General features: G+C 57.7%; 20 protein-coding genes. 12 read left to right on the forward strand and 8 right to left on the reverse strand.

Annotated elements, in window-relative coordinates; genetic code table 11:
* Position 1: 1 nt before the first annotated feature.
* The 3 genes from AOZ07_RS01130 to AOZ07_RS01140 all read left to right on the forward strand — a co-directional run bounded on the left by AOZ07_RS01130 (position 2) and on the right by AOZ07_RS01140 (position 2,158).
* A complete protein-coding gene (locus AOZ07_RS01130; protein ID WP_060700319.1) occupies positions 2–418 on the forward strand; it encodes a DUF3151 domain-containing protein in 417 nt (138 codons plus the stop codon).
* Between the two features lie 253 nt (positions 419–671).
* Positions 672–1,343, forward strand: coding sequence for a DUF4956 domain-containing protein (locus AOZ07_RS01135; protein WP_060700320.1), 672 nt, complete (start codon positions 672–674; stop codon positions 1,341–1,343).
* On the forward strand, positions 1,340–2,158 hold the full coding sequence (locus AOZ07_RS01140; protein WP_060700321.1) for a polyphosphate polymerase domain-containing protein: 819 nt from the start codon (positions 1,340–1,342) through the stop codon (positions 2,156–2,158). The genes AOZ07_RS01135 and AOZ07_RS01140 overlap by 4 nt, the downstream gene beginning before the upstream one ends.
* 16 nt (positions 2,159–2,174) lie before the next feature.
* Here the strand turns inward: AOZ07_RS01140 and AOZ07_RS01145 are convergent, their stop codons facing one another.
* From AOZ07_RS01145 to AOZ07_RS01160, 4 genes are all read right to left on the reverse strand, one after another.
* Positions 2,175–2,843 (reverse strand): response regulator transcription factor, encoded by a 669-nt coding sequence (locus tag AOZ07_RS01145; protein WP_060700322.1) that lies wholly within the window; start codon positions 2,841–2,843, stop codon positions 2,175–2,177.
* Entirely contained in the window at positions 2,840–4,288 is a 1,449-nt protein-coding gene (locus AOZ07_RS01150; RefSeq protein ID WP_236995233.1) for a sensor histidine kinase, read from the reverse strand. Before AOZ07_RS01150 ends, AOZ07_RS01145 begins: the two co-directional genes overlap by 4 nt.
* Positions 4,281–4,721, reverse strand: coding sequence for a hypothetical protein (locus tag AOZ07_RS18585; protein WP_171919445.1), 441 nt, complete (start codon positions 4,719–4,721; stop codon positions 4,281–4,283). Before AOZ07_RS18585 ends, AOZ07_RS01150 begins: the two co-directional genes overlap by 8 nt.
* Positions 4,722–4,790: 69 nt before the next feature.
* Positions 4,791–5,276 (reverse strand): Lrp/AsnC family transcriptional regulator, encoded by a 486-nt coding sequence (locus tag AOZ07_RS01160; protein ID WP_098945481.1) that lies wholly within the window; start codon positions 5,274–5,276, stop codon positions 4,791–4,793.
* Positions 5,277–5,380: 104 nt separating this feature from the next.
* Between AOZ07_RS01160 and kynU the strand changes: the two genes are divergently transcribed.
* The 5 genes from kynU (at position 5,381) to AOZ07_RS01185 (ending at position 9,710) form a co-directional block, all read left to right on the forward strand.
* Positions 5,381–6,661, forward strand: coding sequence for a kynureninase (kynU, locus tag AOZ07_RS01165; protein WP_060700326.1), 1,281 nt, complete (start codon positions 5,381–5,383; stop codon positions 6,659–6,661).
* Positions 6,662–6,765: 104 nt separating this feature from the next.
* Positions 6,766–8,169: an amino acid permease gene (locus AOZ07_RS01170; RefSeq protein WP_060700327.1), complete on the forward strand. Its 1,404-nt coding sequence runs from the start codon at positions 6,766–6,768 to the stop codon at positions 8,167–8,169.
* Between the two features lie 149 nt (positions 8,170–8,318).
* Positions 8,319–8,942: a thymidine kinase gene (locus tag AOZ07_RS01175; protein WP_060700328.1), complete on the forward strand. Its 624-nt coding sequence runs from the start codon at positions 8,319–8,321 to the stop codon at positions 8,940–8,942.
* Positions 8,943–9,015: 73 nt separating this feature from the next.
* Positions 9,016–9,459, forward strand: coding sequence for a hypothetical protein (locus AOZ07_RS01180; protein ID WP_060700329.1), 444 nt, complete (start codon positions 9,016–9,018; stop codon positions 9,457–9,459).
* A gap of 68 nt (positions 9,460–9,527) precedes the next feature.
* Positions 9,528–9,710 (forward strand): hypothetical protein, encoded by a 183-nt coding sequence (locus tag AOZ07_RS01185; protein WP_060700330.1) that lies wholly within the window; start codon positions 9,528–9,530, stop codon positions 9,708–9,710.
* 170 nt (positions 9,711–9,880) lie between these two features.
* Here the strand turns inward: AOZ07_RS01185 and AOZ07_RS01190 are convergent, their stop codons facing one another.
* Both AOZ07_RS01190 and AOZ07_RS01195 read right to left on the reverse strand, forming a co-directional pair.
* On the reverse strand, positions 9,881–10,414 hold the full coding sequence (locus AOZ07_RS01190) for a TetR/AcrR family transcriptional regulator (protein ID WP_075972380.1): 534 nt from the start codon (positions 10,412–10,414) through the stop codon (positions 9,881–9,883).
* Positions 10,415–10,454: 40 nt separating this feature from the next.
* On the reverse strand, positions 10,455–11,201 hold the full coding sequence (locus AOZ07_RS01195) for a gamma-glutamyl-gamma-aminobutyrate hydrolase family protein (RefSeq protein ID WP_194943724.1): 747 nt from the start codon (positions 11,199–11,201) through the stop codon (positions 10,455–10,457).
* Positions 11,202–11,578: 377 nt separating this feature from the next.
* Here AOZ07_RS01195 and AOZ07_RS01200 point away from each other — a divergent pair, with 377 nt between their 5' ends.
* From AOZ07_RS01200 to AOZ07_RS01210, 3 genes are read left to right on the forward strand one after another with little or no spacing between them, the layout of a single operon-like run.
* Entirely contained in the window at positions 11,579–12,817 is a 1,239-nt protein-coding gene (locus tag AOZ07_RS01200) for an ammonium transporter (RefSeq protein WP_060700333.1), read from the forward strand.
* A gap of 24 nt (positions 12,818–12,841) precedes the next feature.
* Positions 12,842–13,189, forward strand: a complete 348-nt coding sequence (locus AOZ07_RS01205; RefSeq protein ID WP_060700334.1) for a P-II family nitrogen regulator — start codon at positions 12,842–12,844, stop codon at positions 13,187–13,189.
* A gap of 38 nt (positions 13,190–13,227) precedes the next feature.
* Positions 13,228–14,358 carry a tyramine oxidase subunit B gene (locus AOZ07_RS01210; RefSeq protein WP_060700335.1) on the forward strand — a complete coding sequence of 377 codons (1,131 nt, stop codon included), beginning with the start codon at positions 13,228–13,230 and terminating at the stop codon, positions 14,356–14,358.
* A gap of 485 nt (positions 14,359–14,843) precedes the next feature.
* Here the strand turns inward: AOZ07_RS01210 and AOZ07_RS01215 are convergent, their stop codons facing one another.
* Positions 14,844–16,094, reverse strand: coding sequence for an allantoate amidohydrolase (locus AOZ07_RS01215; protein ID WP_075972381.1), 1,251 nt, complete (start codon positions 16,092–16,094; stop codon positions 14,844–14,846).
* Positions 16,095–16,115: 21 nt separating this feature from the next.
* Positions 16,116–17,282 carry an FAD-dependent oxidoreductase gene (locus AOZ07_RS01220; RefSeq protein WP_060700336.1) on the reverse strand — a complete coding sequence of 389 codons (1,167 nt, stop codon included), beginning with the start codon at positions 17,280–17,282 and terminating at the stop codon, positions 16,116–16,118.
* 117 nt (positions 17,283–17,399) lie between these two features.
* Between AOZ07_RS01220 and AOZ07_RS01225 the strand changes: the two genes are divergently transcribed.
* Positions 17,400–18,299, forward strand: a complete 900-nt coding sequence (locus tag AOZ07_RS01225; RefSeq protein ID WP_060700337.1) for a LysR family transcriptional regulator — start codon at positions 17,400–17,402, stop codon at positions 18,297–18,299.
* Positions 18,300–18,346: the final 47 nt, after the last annotated feature.

An 18,346-nucleotide genomic window follows, 5' to 3' on the forward strand; every position in this document is an offset into this window, starting at 1 on the left:
GATGGCAGGAGAGAACCTGCTGGGCATTCCAGAAACGCTACTCCCAGAAGAGTCTGAGGTCTTGGCGCGCCTCGAAGCTGGCGATGAGCCAGTTGATTTGGCCGCTAATTTCCCATCTTCTTCCCTGGTGTGGGCGCTGCTGGCCGACGAAGCACATGGCGAAGGCCGCACCGTGGAGTCCTACGCGTTCGCGCGCGTGGGCTACCACCGCGGCCTCGACTCGTTGCGCAAGGCCGGATGGCGCGGGCAGGGACCCGTTCCTTGGAGCCACGAGCCTAACCGCGGCTTCCTCCGCTCGCTCTACGCGCTGGGTCGTGCGGCCGCAGCCATCGGCGAAGCTGAAGAAGTTGATCGAATCGGCAAATTCCTGAACGATTCGGATGCTTCGGCCAAGGCTGAAATCGAAGCTGGCAAGTAAGCAACCGCAGTATCGCCAAACGGCGGCTCGTCCCATTACGGGACGAGTCGCCGTTTGTCATAATCGGGCATTGTCTACAAGCAGCGTGACCGGCGAATCATCGTATTTCAACAGCTGGAATCTTATAACTTCAGGTCATGAAGCATTCAGTAATATGAGGACTTTCTCATCCTGTTCTACATTTGTCTTCATTCTGCTCACCTAAAGTTCACTTAGAAGGGATCATCGCTTCACATCATTGAAAGGGATAAGAATGTTGTCTTTCTGGACAGGCCTGGCCTCAAACATCATCGGCATTACCGTGCTGGTGTACTTCGTATACTTCCGTCGCCACTTCCGCCGCGATTTGGTGCTTGCGTACATCGCATTGAGCATGGGCATCTTCGCGGTGACCCTGCTTCTTTCCGGCAGCGGGGCAGGAATGGGGCTGGGGCTCGGACTCTTCGGCATCCTTTCCATCATTCGCCTTCGGTCAGACACGCTGACCCAGGAAGAAGTTGCCTACTACTTCATATCGCTGGCCATCGGACTGGTCAACGGACTGCACCCAGATCCAGCGTGGTTGGCCCCTTCGGCCACCGCGGCTCTGGTGCTCGTCATGTTCCTCGCCGATCACCCAAGTTTCGCCCCACGTACCGAACGCCAGACGGTCACCTTGGAAAAGGCCTACCCGAAAAAGCCTGAACTTCAAGCTGCGCTCGAAGAACTGCTAGATGCCAAGGTTCTGCGCACCGTGGTGGTCGAGCTGGACATGGTTCGCGATCTGACCATAGTAGATGTTCGGTTCCGCACAAATGCCGCTTCAGCTGCCAAATCGGATAGCAGCTTCGCCCACGCGGGAACATTCGAACTGGCCAATGGACAAAGCACAGCAGGGAATTCTTCTTCGCAGAACGGAACCAAGCAGGATACGTGGTCCCGATGACCGCGCTGGATAGCCGCACTCGAAGTGCTATCTCGGCTGGCGCCCGCACTGCGCTGGAAGAAGCTGTGGCGCATCGCGAACCAATCAGCTTGCAGGAAGTCGTTTCCGAAGCTGCCCTGCAGACGCGTGTTGACAAGAAATTCGTGCTCACGCCCCAGCAGTTCACCGCATTATCGGAACGACTGGGCGAGAAATTCAAGATCATGCAGATCGATGGCCTGCGAACTTTCCGGTATGAATCCGTTTACTTCGATACCGAGGACTTCGAGCAGTATCGGGCTCACCGCCAGGGCCGGCGCAGACGCTACAAAGTTCGTTCACGAACCTATGCCGATACCGGATTGTCGATGTTTGAAATCAAGACCAAGGGATTGCGCGGGGCCACCGTGAAACACCGGATCCAGCAGGAGATGCACGAGGCTGGAAAACTGACCGTGGATAACCTGCAGTTCCTGGGCTCGGTGCTGCACAGCGAATACGGCCAACAAGTCCCCGAACTGCATCCGGTGCTAGACAGCGCCTACACGCGGGCCACCTTCGTGAACCCGATCGATTCTGAACGCCTGACCTGCGATGTCGAATTGGAATACGCCAACGCCAATAAGCAGATCAACGGGCCGGATCTCATTGTTGTCGAGACGAAGTCCGCTGATGGTCGAGGAGCCTCAGACCGGGCACTGGCAGAGCTGGGCATTCGCGAAGTATCAATGTCCAAGTACTGCATCGGCGTGGCTCTGCTGAATCCGCATCTTCCCGCGAACCGCTGGAGCAGGTTGTTGCAGCAGAATTTTGTCCCGGATCCAACGCTGGGCTAACCCGTGCTCCGTCCAACTATTTTGAGGCCGCTAGCCGGTAGCCGAATCCGCGGACGGTCTCGAAGCGTGACGAGCCGAGTTTGTTGCGAAGGTAGCGGACGTAAACGTCTACGACGTTGGAACCAGGATCAAAATCGTAGCCCCAAACCCGTGAAAGCAGCTGTTCGCGGCTGAGCACCTGGCCAGGGTTGCGCAAGAAGGCCTCGGTAAGCGCGAATTCACGGGCGGAAAGATCTACCTCCGTTGAATCCACCGTAACTCGTCTGCGTAGCAGATCCATGTGCAGGTTTTCATGAGTCAAGGAAGAAGCTTCAGGGGCGTGGTCGTCGGACCGCAACCGCAGCCGAACCCGGGCAAGCAGCTCATCAAAATGGAATGGCTTGGCCATGTAGTCATCGGCGCCATTTTGCAGTCCGGCGACAGTATCCTCAACGCTTCCGCGAGCGGTCAGAATGATGACCGGGATGGTGATGTGCGCTGCCCGCAGCCGGCGCAGGACAGAGAAGCCGTCTTCGTCCGGCAAGCCCAAATCCAAGATGATCAATTCGTGATCGCCGTCGAGCGCTTGGGTGAATCCGTCGTGGCCGGTCTGGGCAATGGAGGAGGTCAGACCGGCGGCCCGCAGTCCTTTTGCGACAAAGGAGCTGATGCGAGGTTCATCTTCTACGATCAATATTTGGCTCATTCTTCCTTGCTTCCTGTCGACAGCGGCAAATCAATATAGAACGTGGAACCGTTTTTTGGCTCCGAGTTTACCCAGACGCGTCCACCGTGGGTTTCGGCGATAGCTTGCACGATATTCAGGCCCAAACCGGAGCCCGAGGAGCGCGCAGAATTCTGCCCGCGGCCAAAGCGTTCAAAGATGCGTTCCAAATCATCAGAGCGAATGCCGATACCGGCATCGGATACCCACCAGCGCAGGGTGGTCTCTCCACGGCCGTTCCGCAAGATCTCGTTTCCCAGGGCAATACGGCTATTCTCTTCCGAGAATTTCACCGCGTTGGCGCATAGCTGCAACATGGCCTGGGTCAAGCGTGCCGGGTCCAATCGGACCGTAGCCTCGGTGCGGTAGTCGATGCGCCATTGGCGCTGGCCCAGCCCGCGGGCCTTATCCAGGATGTCGTCAAGCAGCTTGCCTACCTGGACCGGCTCAATTTGCAGGAAGTCTGTGCGGTTGGTCTTGGCGAGTGTCACCAGGTCATTGATGAGCAGGGACATGCGACCCAGCTCGTCCATGGCGATATCGCGGCTCTGCTCCACATCCTGCGGGTCATGGGGATCCATGAGCTCCAGGTGGCCATTGATGATCGTCACCGGGGTGCGAAGCTCATGTCCCACGTCGTCCAGCAGCTGGCGTTGGGCTTTCAGCGCGCCATCGAGGCGGTCCAGCATTTCATTAATCGTGACGGTCAAATCCGCGAACTCGTCATTGCCGGAGACTTCAATGCGCTGGGAAACATCGGTTTCGGAGATCTGCTGCGCGGTGGTCTGCAATCTGCGAATCGGCTCCAGCATTCGTCCCACAACCAGCCACGCAGCCAGGGCCGACAACAACATGACCGAAGCACCCACAGCACTGTAGATCATGAAGTTCCGGTCATTTGCTATAGCCTCGGCCGAGTAGTCATAGGCCAAGACAAAGGAGCCGCGCTCGCGGTCGGCAGGCAAGCTTACCGGGACCACGACAGCACGATAGGTGGCGACGTCAGTCTTGACGGTGCCGAGCCGAATATGATTGCTGGCTTGAACGTTGAAGGCCCATTCGATGAATTCGGGGTCGTCTTCCAGCCGGATGCCCACTATATCCGGCGCAGTCCAGCGCACCTCCTTGCCAACCAGGGAAACCATTCCTTGCTTAGGGGAGGGGAGGGTGCGCTGCATGGCGATGTAGAGCAGGTCCTCGGCATGCTCGAATCGTTTCATGGTCCGCGGGTCAACACCCGTTTCGGTCAGCACGCCGAATTCTTTGACGGACCGTGAAAGGGATTCATCAAGTCGTTCATTGAGTTCATGGCGTTGCACAGCGAAGCTTGCAGCACCAGCAGCAACAAGAGCCAGGCCGACCAAGAGCAACATGCCGGTTAGCACGCGAGCGCGGATGGACCATCGGCGTTCGGGTGCTTTAGTCATCGTCGCCTACGTCGTCGGCCGCATCGTCGTCATCGGCTTCGTAATCATCATCGTCGTCGTCATCGTAGTTTTGGCTACCTGAGGGAGGCAATGGCGTGACGGTTTTCTTAGGCGGAGCGGGCGCTGTTGGTTTGGGCTTAACCGTTGCGGTGGGTTTTGGCGACGGATTTTTCGTTGAACTGCTTGGTTTAGGCGTTGTGGACGGAGTAGGCGTTGGCTTGGCAGTTGTAGACTCTGACGGACTCGGTGACCGCGTCGGTCCGTTGGGCACGCCGCTGGTGTGGGAAGGAGGATCTTCTTTGAAGATGAACCCTTCGCCTAGATCCTGGTCCGAAGGCCCGCCCATGGCGCGGCTGATTCCAAAGATGCCCAAGCCGATCACCGCCACTACGGCGAATGAAGCCACAATGCGGCGCAACGTTTCCTTTCCCATGCCACCCATTGTTCCGGATGCACATGAGATCTAGATGAGAGCTGCCGATAGATGACGGTACGGGCTCAGCTAGCGCAGATGCTCAAAAATGATCACTGTTTGGGTTGAAGAAAACGCCCGGTTAGACCCCAGATGCGAAGCGACAAAGGTCCGCAGATCATCGATGCTCCGGGTAGCTACCCGAACCAGCAGATCGGGGGATCCGCCCAATACGAAGACTTCTTTTACTTCGGGCAACCGTTGCAAGGATTTTGCGGAGGAGAGCAACCGGTCCCGGGCTGACGGCGATACGAGTACAGAAATCATTGCATTGACCGTGACACCAAGCAGTTTTTCATTGATAGCCGTGTGGTACCCGGTAATGATTCCGGCCGAGGACAAGGCTTTGACCCGTCCAAGACAGGTTGATGGAGCCACGCCAACTTTCGCGGCGAGAATATTGTTGGGGATCCGGGCGTCCTGGCTCAGCTCAGAGAGGATCGCCAGATCGGTGGCATCAACGCGAACAGGATTCGGAACAGCTTCGCCTTGCACTTCCCAGAGGGAATTTTCCACGGATATCTCAATTCATTCTTTATTAAAGTTCGGATTCAGTCGCATAATCTCGTGTTCGATTCTACGATGTCTACAGTGCAGAGAACCGAAATCTTAGGAGCAAAATGCCTACCGAGTTGACTCGCCATTCCTTGGCCCAGCTGGATGCTGCGGATCCGCTCACCGCTTTCGCGGACCGTTTCATCTTGCCCGAAAACATCATTTACCTTGATGGAAACTCGCTCGGGGCTTTGCCCAAGGGCGCTGCCGAACGCGCAGCCCAGGTGGTCAGCGAAGAATGGGGACAAGGGCTGATCCGTTCATGGAATACCGCTGGCTGGTTCGACCTGCCGCTGAAGCTGGGGGACAAGCTCGGCAGCATGATCGGCGGGAAGCCGAACGAAACTGCAATCACCGACACCACCACGCTGAATCTTTTTAAAGCTCTGGCGTCCGCTCTGCGTACGCAAAAGGCCGATGCGCCTGAACGTCGAGTGATCCTGACCGAACGCGATAATTTCCCTACCGACATTTACATCGCCGAAGGCCTGGCCGACCTCGTCAACTCGCTGTCACAGGAAACCGGTGTCGCCTATGAGGTGAAGCTGATTGATGACGAAGATTCATTGCGCGCGGCTTTGGATGACAGCGTTGCAGTCGTGGCACTGTCGCATGTGAATTACCGGACCGGCGCGATGTGGAATATGGATGAAATCACCGCCGCGGTCCACGCTGCCGGCGCGCTGGTTATTTGGGACCTGGCCCATGCCGCAGGTGCGGTACCGATCGACTTGAATCTCGCAGATGCAGACTACGCGGTGGGGTGCACCTACAAATACCTCAACGGAGGACCGGGCTCACCGGCCTTCATTTGGGTCAACGCCCGCCATCACGAACGCTTCTGGCAGCCCCTGTCAGGATGGTGGTCCCACAACAAGCCATTCGAAATGTCGCAAAGCTACACGCCAGCCAATGACATCCGCCGATTCATGTGCGGCACCCAGCCAATGACCTCGCTGGCCATGGTCGAGGTAGGACTCGATATCGCCGTGGAAGCCGATATGGTTCAGGTGCGGGCCAAGTCGCTTGAGCTGGTGGACCTGTTCATCACGCTGGTTGAGACCCGGTGCGCGGGATACGGCCTGGAACTGGTGACTCCACGAGAGCATACGGCCCGGGGCAGCCACGTGAGCTTCCGCCACGAGCATGGCTACGAAATCATCGCCGCGCTGATCGACCACGACGTCATCGGAGATTACCGCGAGCCCGAAGTCCTGCGCTTTGGAATCACCCCGTTGTACCTGACACGCACCGATATCTGGGATGCCGTGGAGAAACTGCGTGAAATTCTGCACACCGGCGCATGGCACCGTGAAGAGTACGCCGTGCGAAATGCCGTGACGTAGCCGGGAAACTAGCGGCGGCAATTTGCGATTGCTCCACCAATGGCCTGCGATGGCCAGAGTACGCTTATACGCAGCACGGCATGTTCTGATGCCGTGCTGTTCGTATGAGTTTAAAGGGAGCATCGTTGGGCAAGCAGCCGGTACGCGCCACTGACGTCGGGTCGGGTCTGAAGAAATCACTGACCCCTGCGCAAATGTCCATGATTGCCCTGGGCAGTGCCATTGGCACCGGGCTTTTTGCCGGCAGCAAGCTGGCCATCATGATGGCTGGGCCATCGGTAATCCTCAGCTACGTGATCGGTGGCGTGGTGGCCCTGCTGGTGATGGGTGCGCTCGCCGAAATGACGGTCAAGCAACCGGTGGCAGGATCCTTTGGCGTTTACGCCGAACGGTATCTGGGCCGTTTCGCCGGATACCTCACCAAATACCTGTATTGGTCCGCGCTGATCTTCGCGGTCGGTACCGAAGTCAGTGCTGTCGGCGAATATATGCAGTACTGGTTCCCGCAAATTCCCGGACTGTGGTGGGTGGCTATTTTCTCCGCCGTACTCTTGGCGGTGAACTTCTGCAGCGTGAAGATCTTCGGAACCACCGAATACTGGTTCTCGGCCATCAAGGTTTTTGCGGTTCTTGCCTTCATCATCATCGCCCTGTGGCTGGTATTCCATAATCCGCAAGACCAGTTTGGCGTGCATAACTACAGCGCTGAAGGCGGTTTCTTCGCCAACGGATTGTTTGGCACATGGAGCGCGGTGATTGTTGCGATCTTCTCCTATATGGGCATTGAAGCAATCTCAATTGCTGCCGCCGAGGCCCGAAACCCGAAGATTGCGGTGCGCAAGTCCTTCAAGGTCTCCTTCCTGAGGCTCTTGCTCTTCTACGTATTCACCATGGCTCTCATTCTGGCAGTCGCGCCAACCAGCGAACTGATTTCCGGGGGCTCGCCCTTCGTGACGGTGATGTCCCAGGTGGGTATACCCTTTGCTGATTCCGTGTTGAATTTTGTGCTGATTATTGCAGCGCTCTCGGCCATGAACGCACAACTATATGCCGCGACTCGCATGCTGCATTCCCTGGCTGATTCAGGTCATGCGCCACGCATTGCGCATCGGACCAACAGTGCAGGGGCGCCGATTCATGCAGTGTGGATGTCTGCTGGCGGCATTGCCGTCGCCGCCGTGGTTTATGCGTTGGTTCCCGATGGAGGATTCGGCATCATGCTGTCTTTGGCCACCTTCGGCGCGCTGGCTACCTGGCTCATGATTCTGCTAACCCACGTGTCCTTCCGGCGCAGGGTGAAACGCGAACAGGAAGTCTTGGAGTTCAAGCTGTTCGGGTACCCAGCTGCGTCCATCCTTGGCGCTCTCTTGCTGGCTGCCTTGCTGGTGACCTCGTACTTTGTTCCCCAGTTCAAGTTCACGTTGATCTTCGGCGTACCTTTCGTCGTAGTGATGTCGGTACTGTACTGGCTAGTTTTTGCCAGAAAAGCGCAGAAGGAATCCGTTTAGTTCTTGGTAGGGCAGGCCAACAGCCCAGCTGTGAGTTGAGCTGGATCGAGTGCGGGCCCGAGTGTAACCACCACAGTATCAGGGTGCTGGCACTAAGATCGTAGGGTGCCATCTAGTTAGTTGGCGCAACGATTCTTGGAGGAGCGATAGTGGCCAAGTTGTATTTCCGCTACGGAGCAATGAATTCTGGCAAGTCCACGAGTTTGCTCCAGGCTGCTTTCAACTATGAAGAACGGGGCCAGCGAATCCTGCTGGCTAAGCCTGGCGTGGATACCAAGGGCGAGAACTCGATCGTTTCGAGACTGGGAATCAAGCGCATCGCCGACTTCACCATTAGCCCTGAAGATAATGTCAGGGAGCAATTCGCTGCACAGAGCTCGGGAGATGACCCCGATGCGTTGTTGACGCATGTCGATGCTCCACCGGTGGCATGCCTTCTGGTGGATGAGGCGCAATTCCTCTCCCGCGAACAAGTTGACGATCTGCTGCGTATCGCAGTGCTGGATAACGTGCCGGTATTGGCCTATGGCATCCGCACTGACTTCCGCACCCATGCCTTCCCGGGCTCGGCCCGCCTGATGGAGCTCGCCCATTCCTTGGAAGAGCTGAAGACCATTTGCCGTTGTGGGCGCAAGGCGATGTTTAACACCCGACGGGTTGGTGAAGCTGTGGTCTTTGACGGAGACCAGGTAGCTATCGACGGTGACGACGTTTGGTACGAGTCGCTATGTGCGACCTGCTATCTGGAAGCCTCTGGCGGCAAGCTGAGTTAGCCCTCGAACACTCCCAAGTCACGTTTCGATTACGCCTGTTTTCTGGTGAAGTCTCGTGTGCAAGACTCTGTGCATGAAGATTCCGGTTGGCTTGCTTCTCGTTGTTCTTGCGATGCTGATGCTATCCGGGTGTGCTGGGGCGACACCTGATGGACAGCCGGGGCCCCAAGACATATTCGAAAAATCCCGAAATTCTGATCGCGCGCCCTCGGCATTCCATGATGATGTTCAACGTGAGTCCTGTGGGGAGATAACCCTTGCCCAGGGTGAACAGATACCAGCAGAGGCCATTGACTGCATGGATGCAGCGACAGGTGAGCGCAATGCCGAGTCGGCTGTTTTATCGCCAACTACTGAAGGGGATCCGATCATCACCTATTACCGAACGAGCGCTGATACCTCTGGCATCGAGATGTTCTCCAATGGTGAATACGACAAATTCGGTTCAAGAGACTGGTGGCACGCCATGTGCCCCAAATCTATGACGCGGTTAGTACGTGAGGGCTGTCCGAAATAACGCACGTCGATAAGCGACGGACTGAACTATATTGTCAGGTGCGTGAACGATTCGAAAGCTGGTACTAAGTGATAGTCGCGGCAATCATTGCCTTGCTCTTGGCCTTGTTGTTCATCGGTGTATTCGAATGGGAACGCCGAGATCGGAAGGAAACCGGTTCCGAGGAAGACAAGTTCGTTGGCAATTGGGCGCTTGTGGCCTTCTGGGCCTGCGCATTTTTCTTCGTGGTATTTGCGCTTAGCGCGTTCTGACGCTGTTGGAGAATGCTCAGTCACATTAGGGGCCAAGCAAAAGCGAAGGGTAATCGGTGAAGAAGCTCCCTTGTGCCGCAGCAGTCGCCGGGAGCCCGGAACCTTGACGGGCCGAAGCCGGTACCAGTTCAGTTTCTTCAAGAATCAGTATAGGGCTCTAACCTGACTTATCAGCTGACCAGCCCTGCAACAGCTCTTTGCAGTCCCCAATCGAAGCCATCCGCTAGCGGTGCATCAACATCCAACTGCACGAGGTTCTGGCGGAAGGCGACAGACCCGAGGATGTGGTTGAGCAGCAATTGCTGACCGTGGCGGGCGTTCTCGGCAGACAGTCCCGAAGCTTCCAAGAGCTCGCGCAATTGCAGAACTGGAGACAATTCAGTGGCCTGCATTGCGGTGGCAACTTCAATGACTTCAGGGCTGTCCTGAATCGGCAACAACGCGAGATACAGCCGCCGAGAAAGTTGAAGAATGGCATCGGCAGGAGTGCTGAAGTCATGGGCATTGACCGAGAGCTGCGGAGTGTTGAGCAGCTTGGCGGCCACCTGGGCCAGCAATTCCTGCTTGTTCTTCACATGCCAGTAGAGAGCGCCAACTTGAACATCCAGCTCCTTGGCCAGACGGCGCATCGACAAGTCAGCCAACCCGAACTGTTGCAGGATGTCGACCGCGGTACTCACGACCGCTAACTGAGTCAATGCCATAAGACCAAGTCTAGCCTCAGGCAGGCAGCTCTCTGGCGTGCTAGCCGTTGATGAGTTCGGGAGCTACGCCTGATGCTGCCTGGCACTGCATTGCCAAGCGCTGGATCAGCGCGCGGAGCTGGCTGGAAGCAGTGTGGGGATGTTCCGGGTGCCATTGCACTGCGGTCACTGGAGCTGACTCGTGCACGACCGCCTCGATAATGTCGTCGGTGGACATGGCTGCGATCTGCAGGCCCTTGCCCAGCTCGTGTATGGCTTGGTGATGTGTGCACTTGTGGGTGGCCTTGGCAGACAGGTCTTCTTCCAGCCCGGAAGCGATGGAGTCGAAACGGGTATCGACAAAAGGATCATTACCCGTGCTGCGGTGGGCATCGGCATTCTCCAGGTGCTGAATCAAGGTGCCGCCCAAGGCAACGTTTAACAGCTGCAGGCCACGGCAGATTCCGAGCAAAGGCGTCCTGGTGGCGATGGCATGCTGGATGGCGGCAACGTGGTTCCGGTCCGCAGCAAGCTCGTGATGACCACCTCCGGGGTAGGCCGAGGTGCGTCCGTAGAGCGATGGCTCGACATCTTCGCCGCCCATGACCAGCACTGCGTCTGCCGCGTCAACAAACTGCAGCACCTGCTCGAGGCTTAGTTCACTGCATGGAACCAGCGCTGCGTTGTGCCCGGCATCGATGATCTGGCCGACGGTGTTTTCGTTGAGCTCGTCAAGTTCCTGCTGGAATAGGGGGTTGTGCGGTCGGGATTCGCGTATGTGCAGAACCGTGAAATTCAAAGGTGCCAAGACCAGCTCCAACTAATGCATTTCGGGCCTGTGAAAATGGCCGATAAGGGTTGATGAAACCTAAGCTACAAGTCCCGGATTTCGTAGTGGAATCGCGGATGTTTCCTGCATGTTTCCCCAAGTTCATCTATAGCGACTGGCTAATAAAGCCATGTCGACCGCTAATAATTGCCTTCCAGAATATCTTCGAGGTGCCCGTCAACCTACAAGAAGTCCGCTGATGACCGGCCTTTTACAAAGAATTCACACGGTCGATATTTGGGCTGTGAAACGAAACATTATGTTGCTTGCTGGAAATGGATTCGAAAGCGAAGCGGAATGTTGCATCGATAGTTTGAAATTGCTCGCAAACACAAACTTCGAAAGGGGCGCCCATCATGGAAGCCGCTGACATGGCATGGCTCCTGGCGGCATTCGCCATGGTCCTGCTGATGTTCCCAGGACTGGCAATGCTGTACGGTGGCATGCTCAACGGACGCAACGTCCTGAACATGATGCTGATGGTGCTCAGCGCATTGGCGGTGACCGGCGTTGTCTACGTGGTTATCGGCCATGGACTGGTTCTCGGTGATTCGCTCGGGGGCGCAGGAATCATCGGCAATCCCTTCGACTACACCTTCTTCTCCGACTTCATGTCCGACGACGAGGCGGGAGGAACCTTCTGGGGTGCGTTCTACATCCTCTTTGCCGCAATCTCCGTGGCGCTGGTAGCTTCCGGCGCTGCCGGGCGCATGAAATTCGGTGCTTGGCTGGTCTTCGTGGCCCTGTGGATCATTTTGGTCTACTGCCCGCTGGGACACTGGGTCTTTGCGCTTGATAATCCAGAGACCGGCGCCGTCGGCGGCTGGTTGCGCAACAAACTGGGCTTCCACGACTTTGCCGGTGGCACCGCGGTGCACATGAATGCCGGTGCTGCGGGTCTGGCGCTGGCCGTGGTCTTGGGCAAGCGAAAAATGCACCCGGGGCGTCCGCATAACCTGCCGCTGATGATGATCGGCGTGGGCTTGCTTGCTACTGGCTGGATGGGGTTCAACGGCGGCACCGCCGGCGGAGCGAATTTCATGGCCCAATACGTCATCCTCACTACCTTGCTGGCCCTGTGCGGTGGCATGCTGGGGTTCATCACGATCGAGCGTGTCCGTGATGGCCATGCCACCATGCTGGGTTTGGGTACCGGAGCCATTGCCGGAATGGTCGGCATCACCCCGGTGGCAGACGTGGTGGGTCCGATTGGCGCACTGATGGTCGGTTTCCTTGCCGCCGCAGCTGCCGCGTGGGCCATCACCTGGAAGCGTCGCCACCAGATTGATGACTCGCTGGATGTTTTTGCGGTGCACGGCATCGCCGGCATCACCGGTTCGCTGTTCGCGACCTTTTTCGCCAATCCAAAAGCGCCAGGTGAAATGGCTGGCATCTTCTTCGGTGGCCACTTCGCCGAGTTGGGCCACGAGCTGATCGCGATTGCCGCCACCTTGATTTACAGCTTCGCCATGACCTTCGCCATCGCCTGGGTGATGAACAAGATTTCCCCAATCCGCGTCAGCGAGGCGGAAGAAGAGGCTGGGTTGGATAACTCCATCCATGCCGAATCCGCCTACGACAGCCGTCAGCTCTAGCAGCCTGAACAGAAAGGCTCTGCCATGAAACTTATCACTGCAGTTATCAAGCCCATCAGGCTTGAATCCATATGTTCCGAATTGGAGAAGGCCGGCTTCTCGGGAGTGACCGCCACCGAAGTCCAGGGCCGGGGCGCCCAGGGCGGGCGCACCGAGTATTACCGAGGCCAAGAATTTTCCGTGAAGTTCAGGACCAAGATCCGCCTGGAACTGCTGGTTGCAGAATCGGATTTGGAACGCGCCCTGGACCTTATTGTCCGCACCGCAAAAACCGGCGAGGACGGCGAAATCGGCGACGGCAAGGTCTGGGTTTCTTCACTGGAACAGATCATCCGCGTGCGAACCGGTGAAACCGGCGAAGCAGCCATCTGAGCATTGATCGATTAGAAAATCCAGCAAAGGAGCACCACATGACTACTATCAACTTCCGCTACCTCAGCGAACAGGACATGATCGCAGCAGGAGTCACCGACATCACCCGTTGCACCGAGGTGATGGAAGAAGCGCTGATCCTGTTGCGCAATGGGGACTACCGGATGGCCGGCGAGAACGGAAACTCGCACGGAGCGATGATCACCTTCCCGCAGAACCCTGTTCACGAAGGCATGCCAAGCGATGGCCCTGACCGCCGTTTCATGGCCATGCCGGCCTATCTCGGTGGACGATTCGGGACCACGGGCGTGAAGTGGTACGGCTCGAACACCGCGAACCGGGCCAAGGGCCAGCCCCGGTCCATTCACCTGTTCACCCTTAACGACACCGACACCGGCGCCCCGATGGCTGTGATGAGCGCAAACCTGCTCAGTGCCTACCGCACAGGAGCCGTTCCGGGGGTTGGTGTGAAGCACCTGGCCAAGCAGGATGCCAAGGTTGCTGCCGTCGTTGGCCCAGGTGTGATTGCCAAGTCCGTCATTGACGCGACCCTGTCACTGCGTCCGAGCATCGACACCGTGACCGTCAAGGGCCGTTCGGCCGCTGGCGTGGAGACCTTTGCGCAGTACATCCGTGACAACTTCCCGCAGGTGAAGTCGATTGTGGCCGCTGGCTCTGTTGAGGAAGCGATCAAGGATGCGGACGTCATTATGGCGACCACCAGCACCGACATCAAGGGATCCGAGGCGTTCCCTTACTTCCCAACCGCAGCCATCAAGCCCGGAGCTCTCTTGCTGCTGCCCGCGGCTGCACGTTTTGATGATGACTTTGTCATCAACGACGCTCGGCTGATTCTCGATGCCCGCGGCTTGTACGATGCGTGGGCTGAGGAGTACGGCACCCAGGCCTATCAGCTGCTGGGGATTCCCGGCACTCACTTCCATGATTTGATGCGTGAAGGCAAGCTGCCCGAATCCAAGCTGGAAGAGATTGCTGACGTCGCTACCGGCAAGATCCCGGCTCGCCGCAATGATGAAGAAATCATCCTCTACTCGGTGGGTGGCATGCCGATTGAAGACGTGGCATGGGCTACCGATCTGTACCAGTCGGCCGAGGAGAAGAACATTGGCCAGGTCCTGAACCTGTGGGACGCCCCGGTCCTCGCCTAGAGTTTTAGGTCCGGCTTGCCGGACTTAGATAAACGCAGATCCCCGGAAAGCGGAGTGTGGCCGCTTTCCGGGGATTTGCCATGTCCGGAGCAGATTGCGAGGGCATTTCCAACGGATTCTGGGCTTGAGACAGGTGCAGGAATCGTCAGTGGAATTTGGGAGAGCGATTGAGTTGCCTGCGGGCAAAATACATGCTTGCTAGAAAGCTAGAAAGCTAGAAAGCTAGAAAGCTAGAAAGCTAGGAAGCTGGAAAGCTGGAAAGCTGGAAAGCTGGAAAGCTAGGAAGGCTTGTCGGCTCCCGTTCTCTACCAGTGCCGGGTTGCATCGAGTGCAGCGTTGCATGGAACGACTATTCTCTTGCGATAGGCATGAGCTAATGTTTTGGGAAGAGCGCCCCTGAATCCCAGGTAGCAAGCACCATCCATTTCAAAACACGCAAAAGCGCAGCACCGGTATCCGGCACTGCGCTTTTAGCTGCGGAGCGGCTATGACAGCAAAGACGACAAGGCGTCGGCCAGAGCTGCCGCACCGAGCTCGGCATCAGCGTCTTCCACGTATTCTTCGGGGGAGTGGGAGACACCGTTGGGATTGCGGACAAAGATCATGGCACTCGGTACGTGTCTGGCCAGTACTCCAGCGTCATGCCCCGCGCCGGTATCCAGTACCGGTGCTTTGGGGAGCGCCAGGGAAAGTTTCCCAGAAAGCCCTGCATCAAAAGTTACCGTCGGGCTCAACGACTCCTGGGAAAATTCCAGCGTACACCCCTCTTCAGCGGCAATGATCCGCGCTGATTCGTGAATCTCTTGAACTACTCCGGCTGTCACCGCATCATCTGGATGCCGCACGTCCAGCCAGTAGTCCACGCGCGAAGCGATGACGTTGGTTCCGCCTGGCACCGGCTGCAGCCGGCCCACGGTAGCTCGTGCGTTATCTCGCGAGCGGGCAATATGCTGCACCGCGGCAATGCTCCGGGCAGCGGCCACCATCGGGTCCTTCCTGTCGGACATGAGCGTTGTTCCGGCGTGGTTGCCTTGCCCGAGCATGCTCAGCTTCCAGCGGCCGTGGCCGAGGATGGATCCGCCGATGGCTACCGGATGATCAAGGTCTGCCAGGCCGAGTCCCTGTTCCACATGCAGCTCGACGAAGACGCCAATCTGTCCCAAGAGGCGGCGGTCCGAGCCGATGAAGCGTGGATCAAGGCCATTTCTGGTAGCGATATCAGCAAAACTGTTGCCGTCGGGGTCCTTCAGGTTCAGGGCCTTGTCCCGGTCGATGGCTCCGGTGAGCAGGCGCGAACCCAGGCAAGCCACGCCAAAGCGGGAGCCTTCTTCTTCCGGGAAGACCACGATGGCCATGGCTCGGGTGCGCACAAGATTGCGTGACTGCATCAGGTCAAAGGCAATTAGTGCGCTGGCTACACCCAACGGACCGTCAAAGGGTCCGCCGCCGGGAACCGAATCAAGGTGGCTACCGGTAACTACAGCGTTGGTGCGGATGCCGGTCGGCAAATCCCACCATGCCCATAGTGCACCGTTGCCGTCTTCCTCAACGCTCAGCTGCCGTCGAGTGGCTTGCTCGATGAACCAGGTGCGCAAATCAATTTCAGCGCTGGAATACACTGGGCGGGAGTAGCCGCCTCGCAGCTGGTCTTGGCCGGTTTCAGCGATGCCTGCCATGAGCTCGGTGACCGTCGTCGTGGGCAGGTCTAGCGGGATGTTGAACAAGGGATTCTCCAAAAGGGCTTTCTGCTCGGTCTTCTAGGCCATGGCCTTGGCGTGGGATGCCAGGCGGAAAAGCTCGGGGGTTTCGCGCGCCCCGGTGGCGAGGTCTGCCGCCAGTTCGCCGAGCAGCGGACCGAACTTGGCGCCATGCCCCGAGCAAGGGGAGAGGATGGTGATGCCATCCGCTTCATCCATGATGAAATCCTCGGTGGGGGTTGCGCTGAAGATGCAGGTGGTCTCCGCATAGGGCGTGGGTTCCAGTCCGGGAAGGTACTTTTTCACGTACTCGATCACGCGTTCGCGGTTGGCCGGATCGATCTGGCCGTTCTGCTGGCTGGCGGTGTCCATGCGGTGCCCGGCCATGTACTCTGCGACCTTTTGGCCGCGGAAGCTTGCGTCGCGTCCACCGGGCAGGCCGTAGGACTTGAAAGCAGGATCCTTGTGGATGTAGGTGGGCCATGCCAGGCGGGCCTCGGGATCCTGGTCCCGGTAGGGGAAGTGGTAGGCATTCTCTTGATAGATGTCCATCGTGGGGATGCTGCGCAGGAAGCCGGAGGGCAATGGCAGATTGCCGAGCAGTTCTGGCAGCCAGCCACCTGCGGTGACGATGATCTTGGAAGCGAGATAGGTGCGGCCGTCGCTGGAGGTGAGCTTGTAGCCATTAGCTGTTGCCTCGACAGAGGCGACGGGCCATTGGGTTTCAATCTTGACTCCGTGGATCTTTGCCTGTGCGACCATCGCCTGGACGGAGCGTTCGGAATCCAACACCCCGGCCCCTGGGTGCCAGAGAACCTCGGTATCGAAGTTGATTCCGTTAAAGCGGTTGCGCGCCTCAGCGGCCGAGAGCAGTTCATGCTCCACGCCGGAGTTTGCGAGAATTTCGGCGAGGTGCCGGGGGTTGCGCAAAGGGCCGTAGTCGACGGAGCCATGCGGGGCGATCAGCTGGCTGCCGCTGGCTTCTTCCAGCTCGTCCCAAGCGGTACGGGCGCGGACAACAAGATCCGTGTAGAACTGGTCGGGGTAGGCGTAGCGGAAAATTCGTGCGGAGCCATGCGAACTGGCATCGGCTGCCGCTGGTACCTTGCGTTCAAGCAATGCGACTTCGTAGCCTCGCTGAGCTAGTCGCCAGGCTGTTGAAGAGCCGGCCAGACCTGCCCCAATGACGACGTATTCTGCGGAGGGGGACTGGGACGAGGTGCTCATGGCTTGCTCCTGATCTGGGCATCTTTGTTGTTCTACCTCTAGTAACTCACGCGTATTATTAGGCAGTCCAATACTTTTTTCCTAGACATTATTAGTTCTTGTGCAAAAATAGACTGCATGGAACTGCGCCACCTTCACTACTTCCTCGTTGTTGCAGAACATTTGCATTTCGGCCGCGCCGCCGAAGAGCTCCGCATGTCCCAGCCACCCCTGACGGTGGCTGTGAAAAAGCTGGAGCAAGAGCTGGGGGTCCAGCTTTTTGATCGAACTACCCGCAGCGTGAGCCTTACCCCGGCCGGGCGAATGTACCTGGATCGGATCAAGCCGCTGCTGTCCGACCTGGACAAGGCCAACCGGGAACTCACGGAAGCCGGGCTGGGGCTGCGCGGGCGGCTCAATGTTGGATTTGTCAGCTCGGCGAGCTATGCCACCATGCCCTCGGCACTGCGCAGGTTCCGTGAGCTGCGGCCGAATGTGGAGCTGGTGCTGAACCCGCTGACTACGGACGAGCAGATAGAAAAGTTGCTGGAGGGCAGTCTCGACCTTGGGATTCTGCGTGACCCAACGCGAGTGCCCGGTATCGAACTGCGGGAAATCCATTCGGAGCCGCTGGTGGTGGCACTTCCTGCAGGGCATCGCCTGGGCAACCAGGATCAGATCGACGCTAGCGAGCTAGCGGACGAAGACTTTGTCCTGTTCCCCTACAAGTACATGAGCGGTTTCTATTCCCTGGTGCACTCATTGTTTGACGGGCATACGCCCCCTCGAATTGTGGAACGGGCGATCCATCAGGAGACCATCCTCGGGCTGGTTGCTGCCGGACTGGGAGTCTCAATCCTGCCAGCCTCGGTTTCCCGCTTCCAGATGCCCGAGGTCTCATTCCATCCTTTGTCGGGCAAGCCGAAGACGCGGCTCTATGCAGGCACGGGTGTTGAAAATCCTGCAGCCACGGCTTTCCAGGAGTGCTTGCTTGAAGCTGATCTCGAGGGCGGGCAACAGCTAGACCGGTCGGTATAAGTCGGCTATTCTCTTAAAGTAGACAGAACAGTCTACTTTGGAGTTTT

The sequence above is a fragment of the Glutamicibacter halophytocola genome, assembly GCF_001302565.1.
GTDB lineage: Bacteria > Actinomycetota > Actinomycetes > Actinomycetales > Micrococcaceae > Glutamicibacter > Glutamicibacter halophytocola.

What these genes read in the sequence shown, in the direction of transcription:
- AOZ07_RS18585 (WP_171919445.1), bottom strand. Translation starts at nt 4,721, where the DNA reads ATGGGAAAGGAAACGTTGCGCCGCATTGTGGCTTCATTCGCCGTAGTG.
- AOZ07_RS01200 (WP_060700333.1), top strand. Translation starts at nt 11,579, where the DNA reads ATGGAAGCCGCTGACATGGCATGGCTCCTGGCGGCATTCGCCATGGTC.
- AOZ07_RS01130 (WP_060700319.1), top strand. Translation starts at nt 2, where the DNA reads ATGGCAGGAGAGAACCTGCTGGGCATTCCAGAAACGCTACTCCCAGAA.
- AOZ07_RS01145 (WP_060700322.1), bottom strand. Translation starts at nt 2,843, where the DNA reads ATGAGCCAAATATTGATCGTAGAAGATGAACCTCGCATCAGCTCCTTT.
- AOZ07_RS01135 (WP_060700320.1), top strand. Translation starts at nt 672, where the DNA reads ATGTTGTCTTTCTGGACAGGCCTGGCCTCAAACATCATCGGCATTACC.
- AOZ07_RS01150 (WP_236995233.1), bottom strand. Translation starts at nt 4,288, where the DNA reads ATGACTAAAGCACCCGAACGCCGATGGTCCATCCGCGCTCGCGTGCTA.
- AOZ07_RS01210 (WP_060700335.1), top strand. Translation starts at nt 13,228, where the DNA reads ATGACTACTATCAACTTCCGCTACCTCAGCGAACAGGACATGATCGCA.
- AOZ07_RS01170 (WP_060700327.1), top strand. Translation starts at nt 6,766, where the DNA reads ATGAGTTTAAAGGGAGCATCGTTGGGCAAGCAGCCGGTACGCGCCACT.
- AOZ07_RS01180 (WP_060700329.1), top strand. Translation starts at nt 9,016, where the DNA reads ATGAAGATTCCGGTTGGCTTGCTTCTCGTTGTTCTTGCGATGCTGATG.
- kynU (WP_060700326.1), top strand. Translation starts at nt 5,381, where the DNA reads ATGCCTACCGAGTTGACTCGCCATTCCTTGGCCCAGCTGGATGCTGCG.
- AOZ07_RS01205 (WP_060700334.1), top strand. Translation starts at nt 12,842, where the DNA reads ATGAAACTTATCACTGCAGTTATCAAGCCCATCAGGCTTGAATCCATA.
- AOZ07_RS01225 (WP_060700337.1), top strand. Translation starts at nt 17,400, where the DNA reads ATGGAACTGCGCCACCTTCACTACTTCCTCGTTGTTGCAGAACATTTG.
- AOZ07_RS01190 (WP_075972380.1), bottom strand. Translation starts at nt 10,414, where the DNA reads ATGGCATTGACTCAGTTAGCGGTCGTGAGTACCGCGGTCGACATCCTG.
- AOZ07_RS01140 (WP_060700321.1), top strand. Translation starts at nt 1,340, where the DNA reads ATGACCGCGCTGGATAGCCGCACTCGAAGTGCTATCTCGGCTGGCGCC.
- AOZ07_RS01220 (WP_060700336.1), bottom strand. Translation starts at nt 17,282, where the DNA reads ATGAGCACCTCGTCCCAGTCCCCCTCCGCAGAATACGTCGTCATTGGG.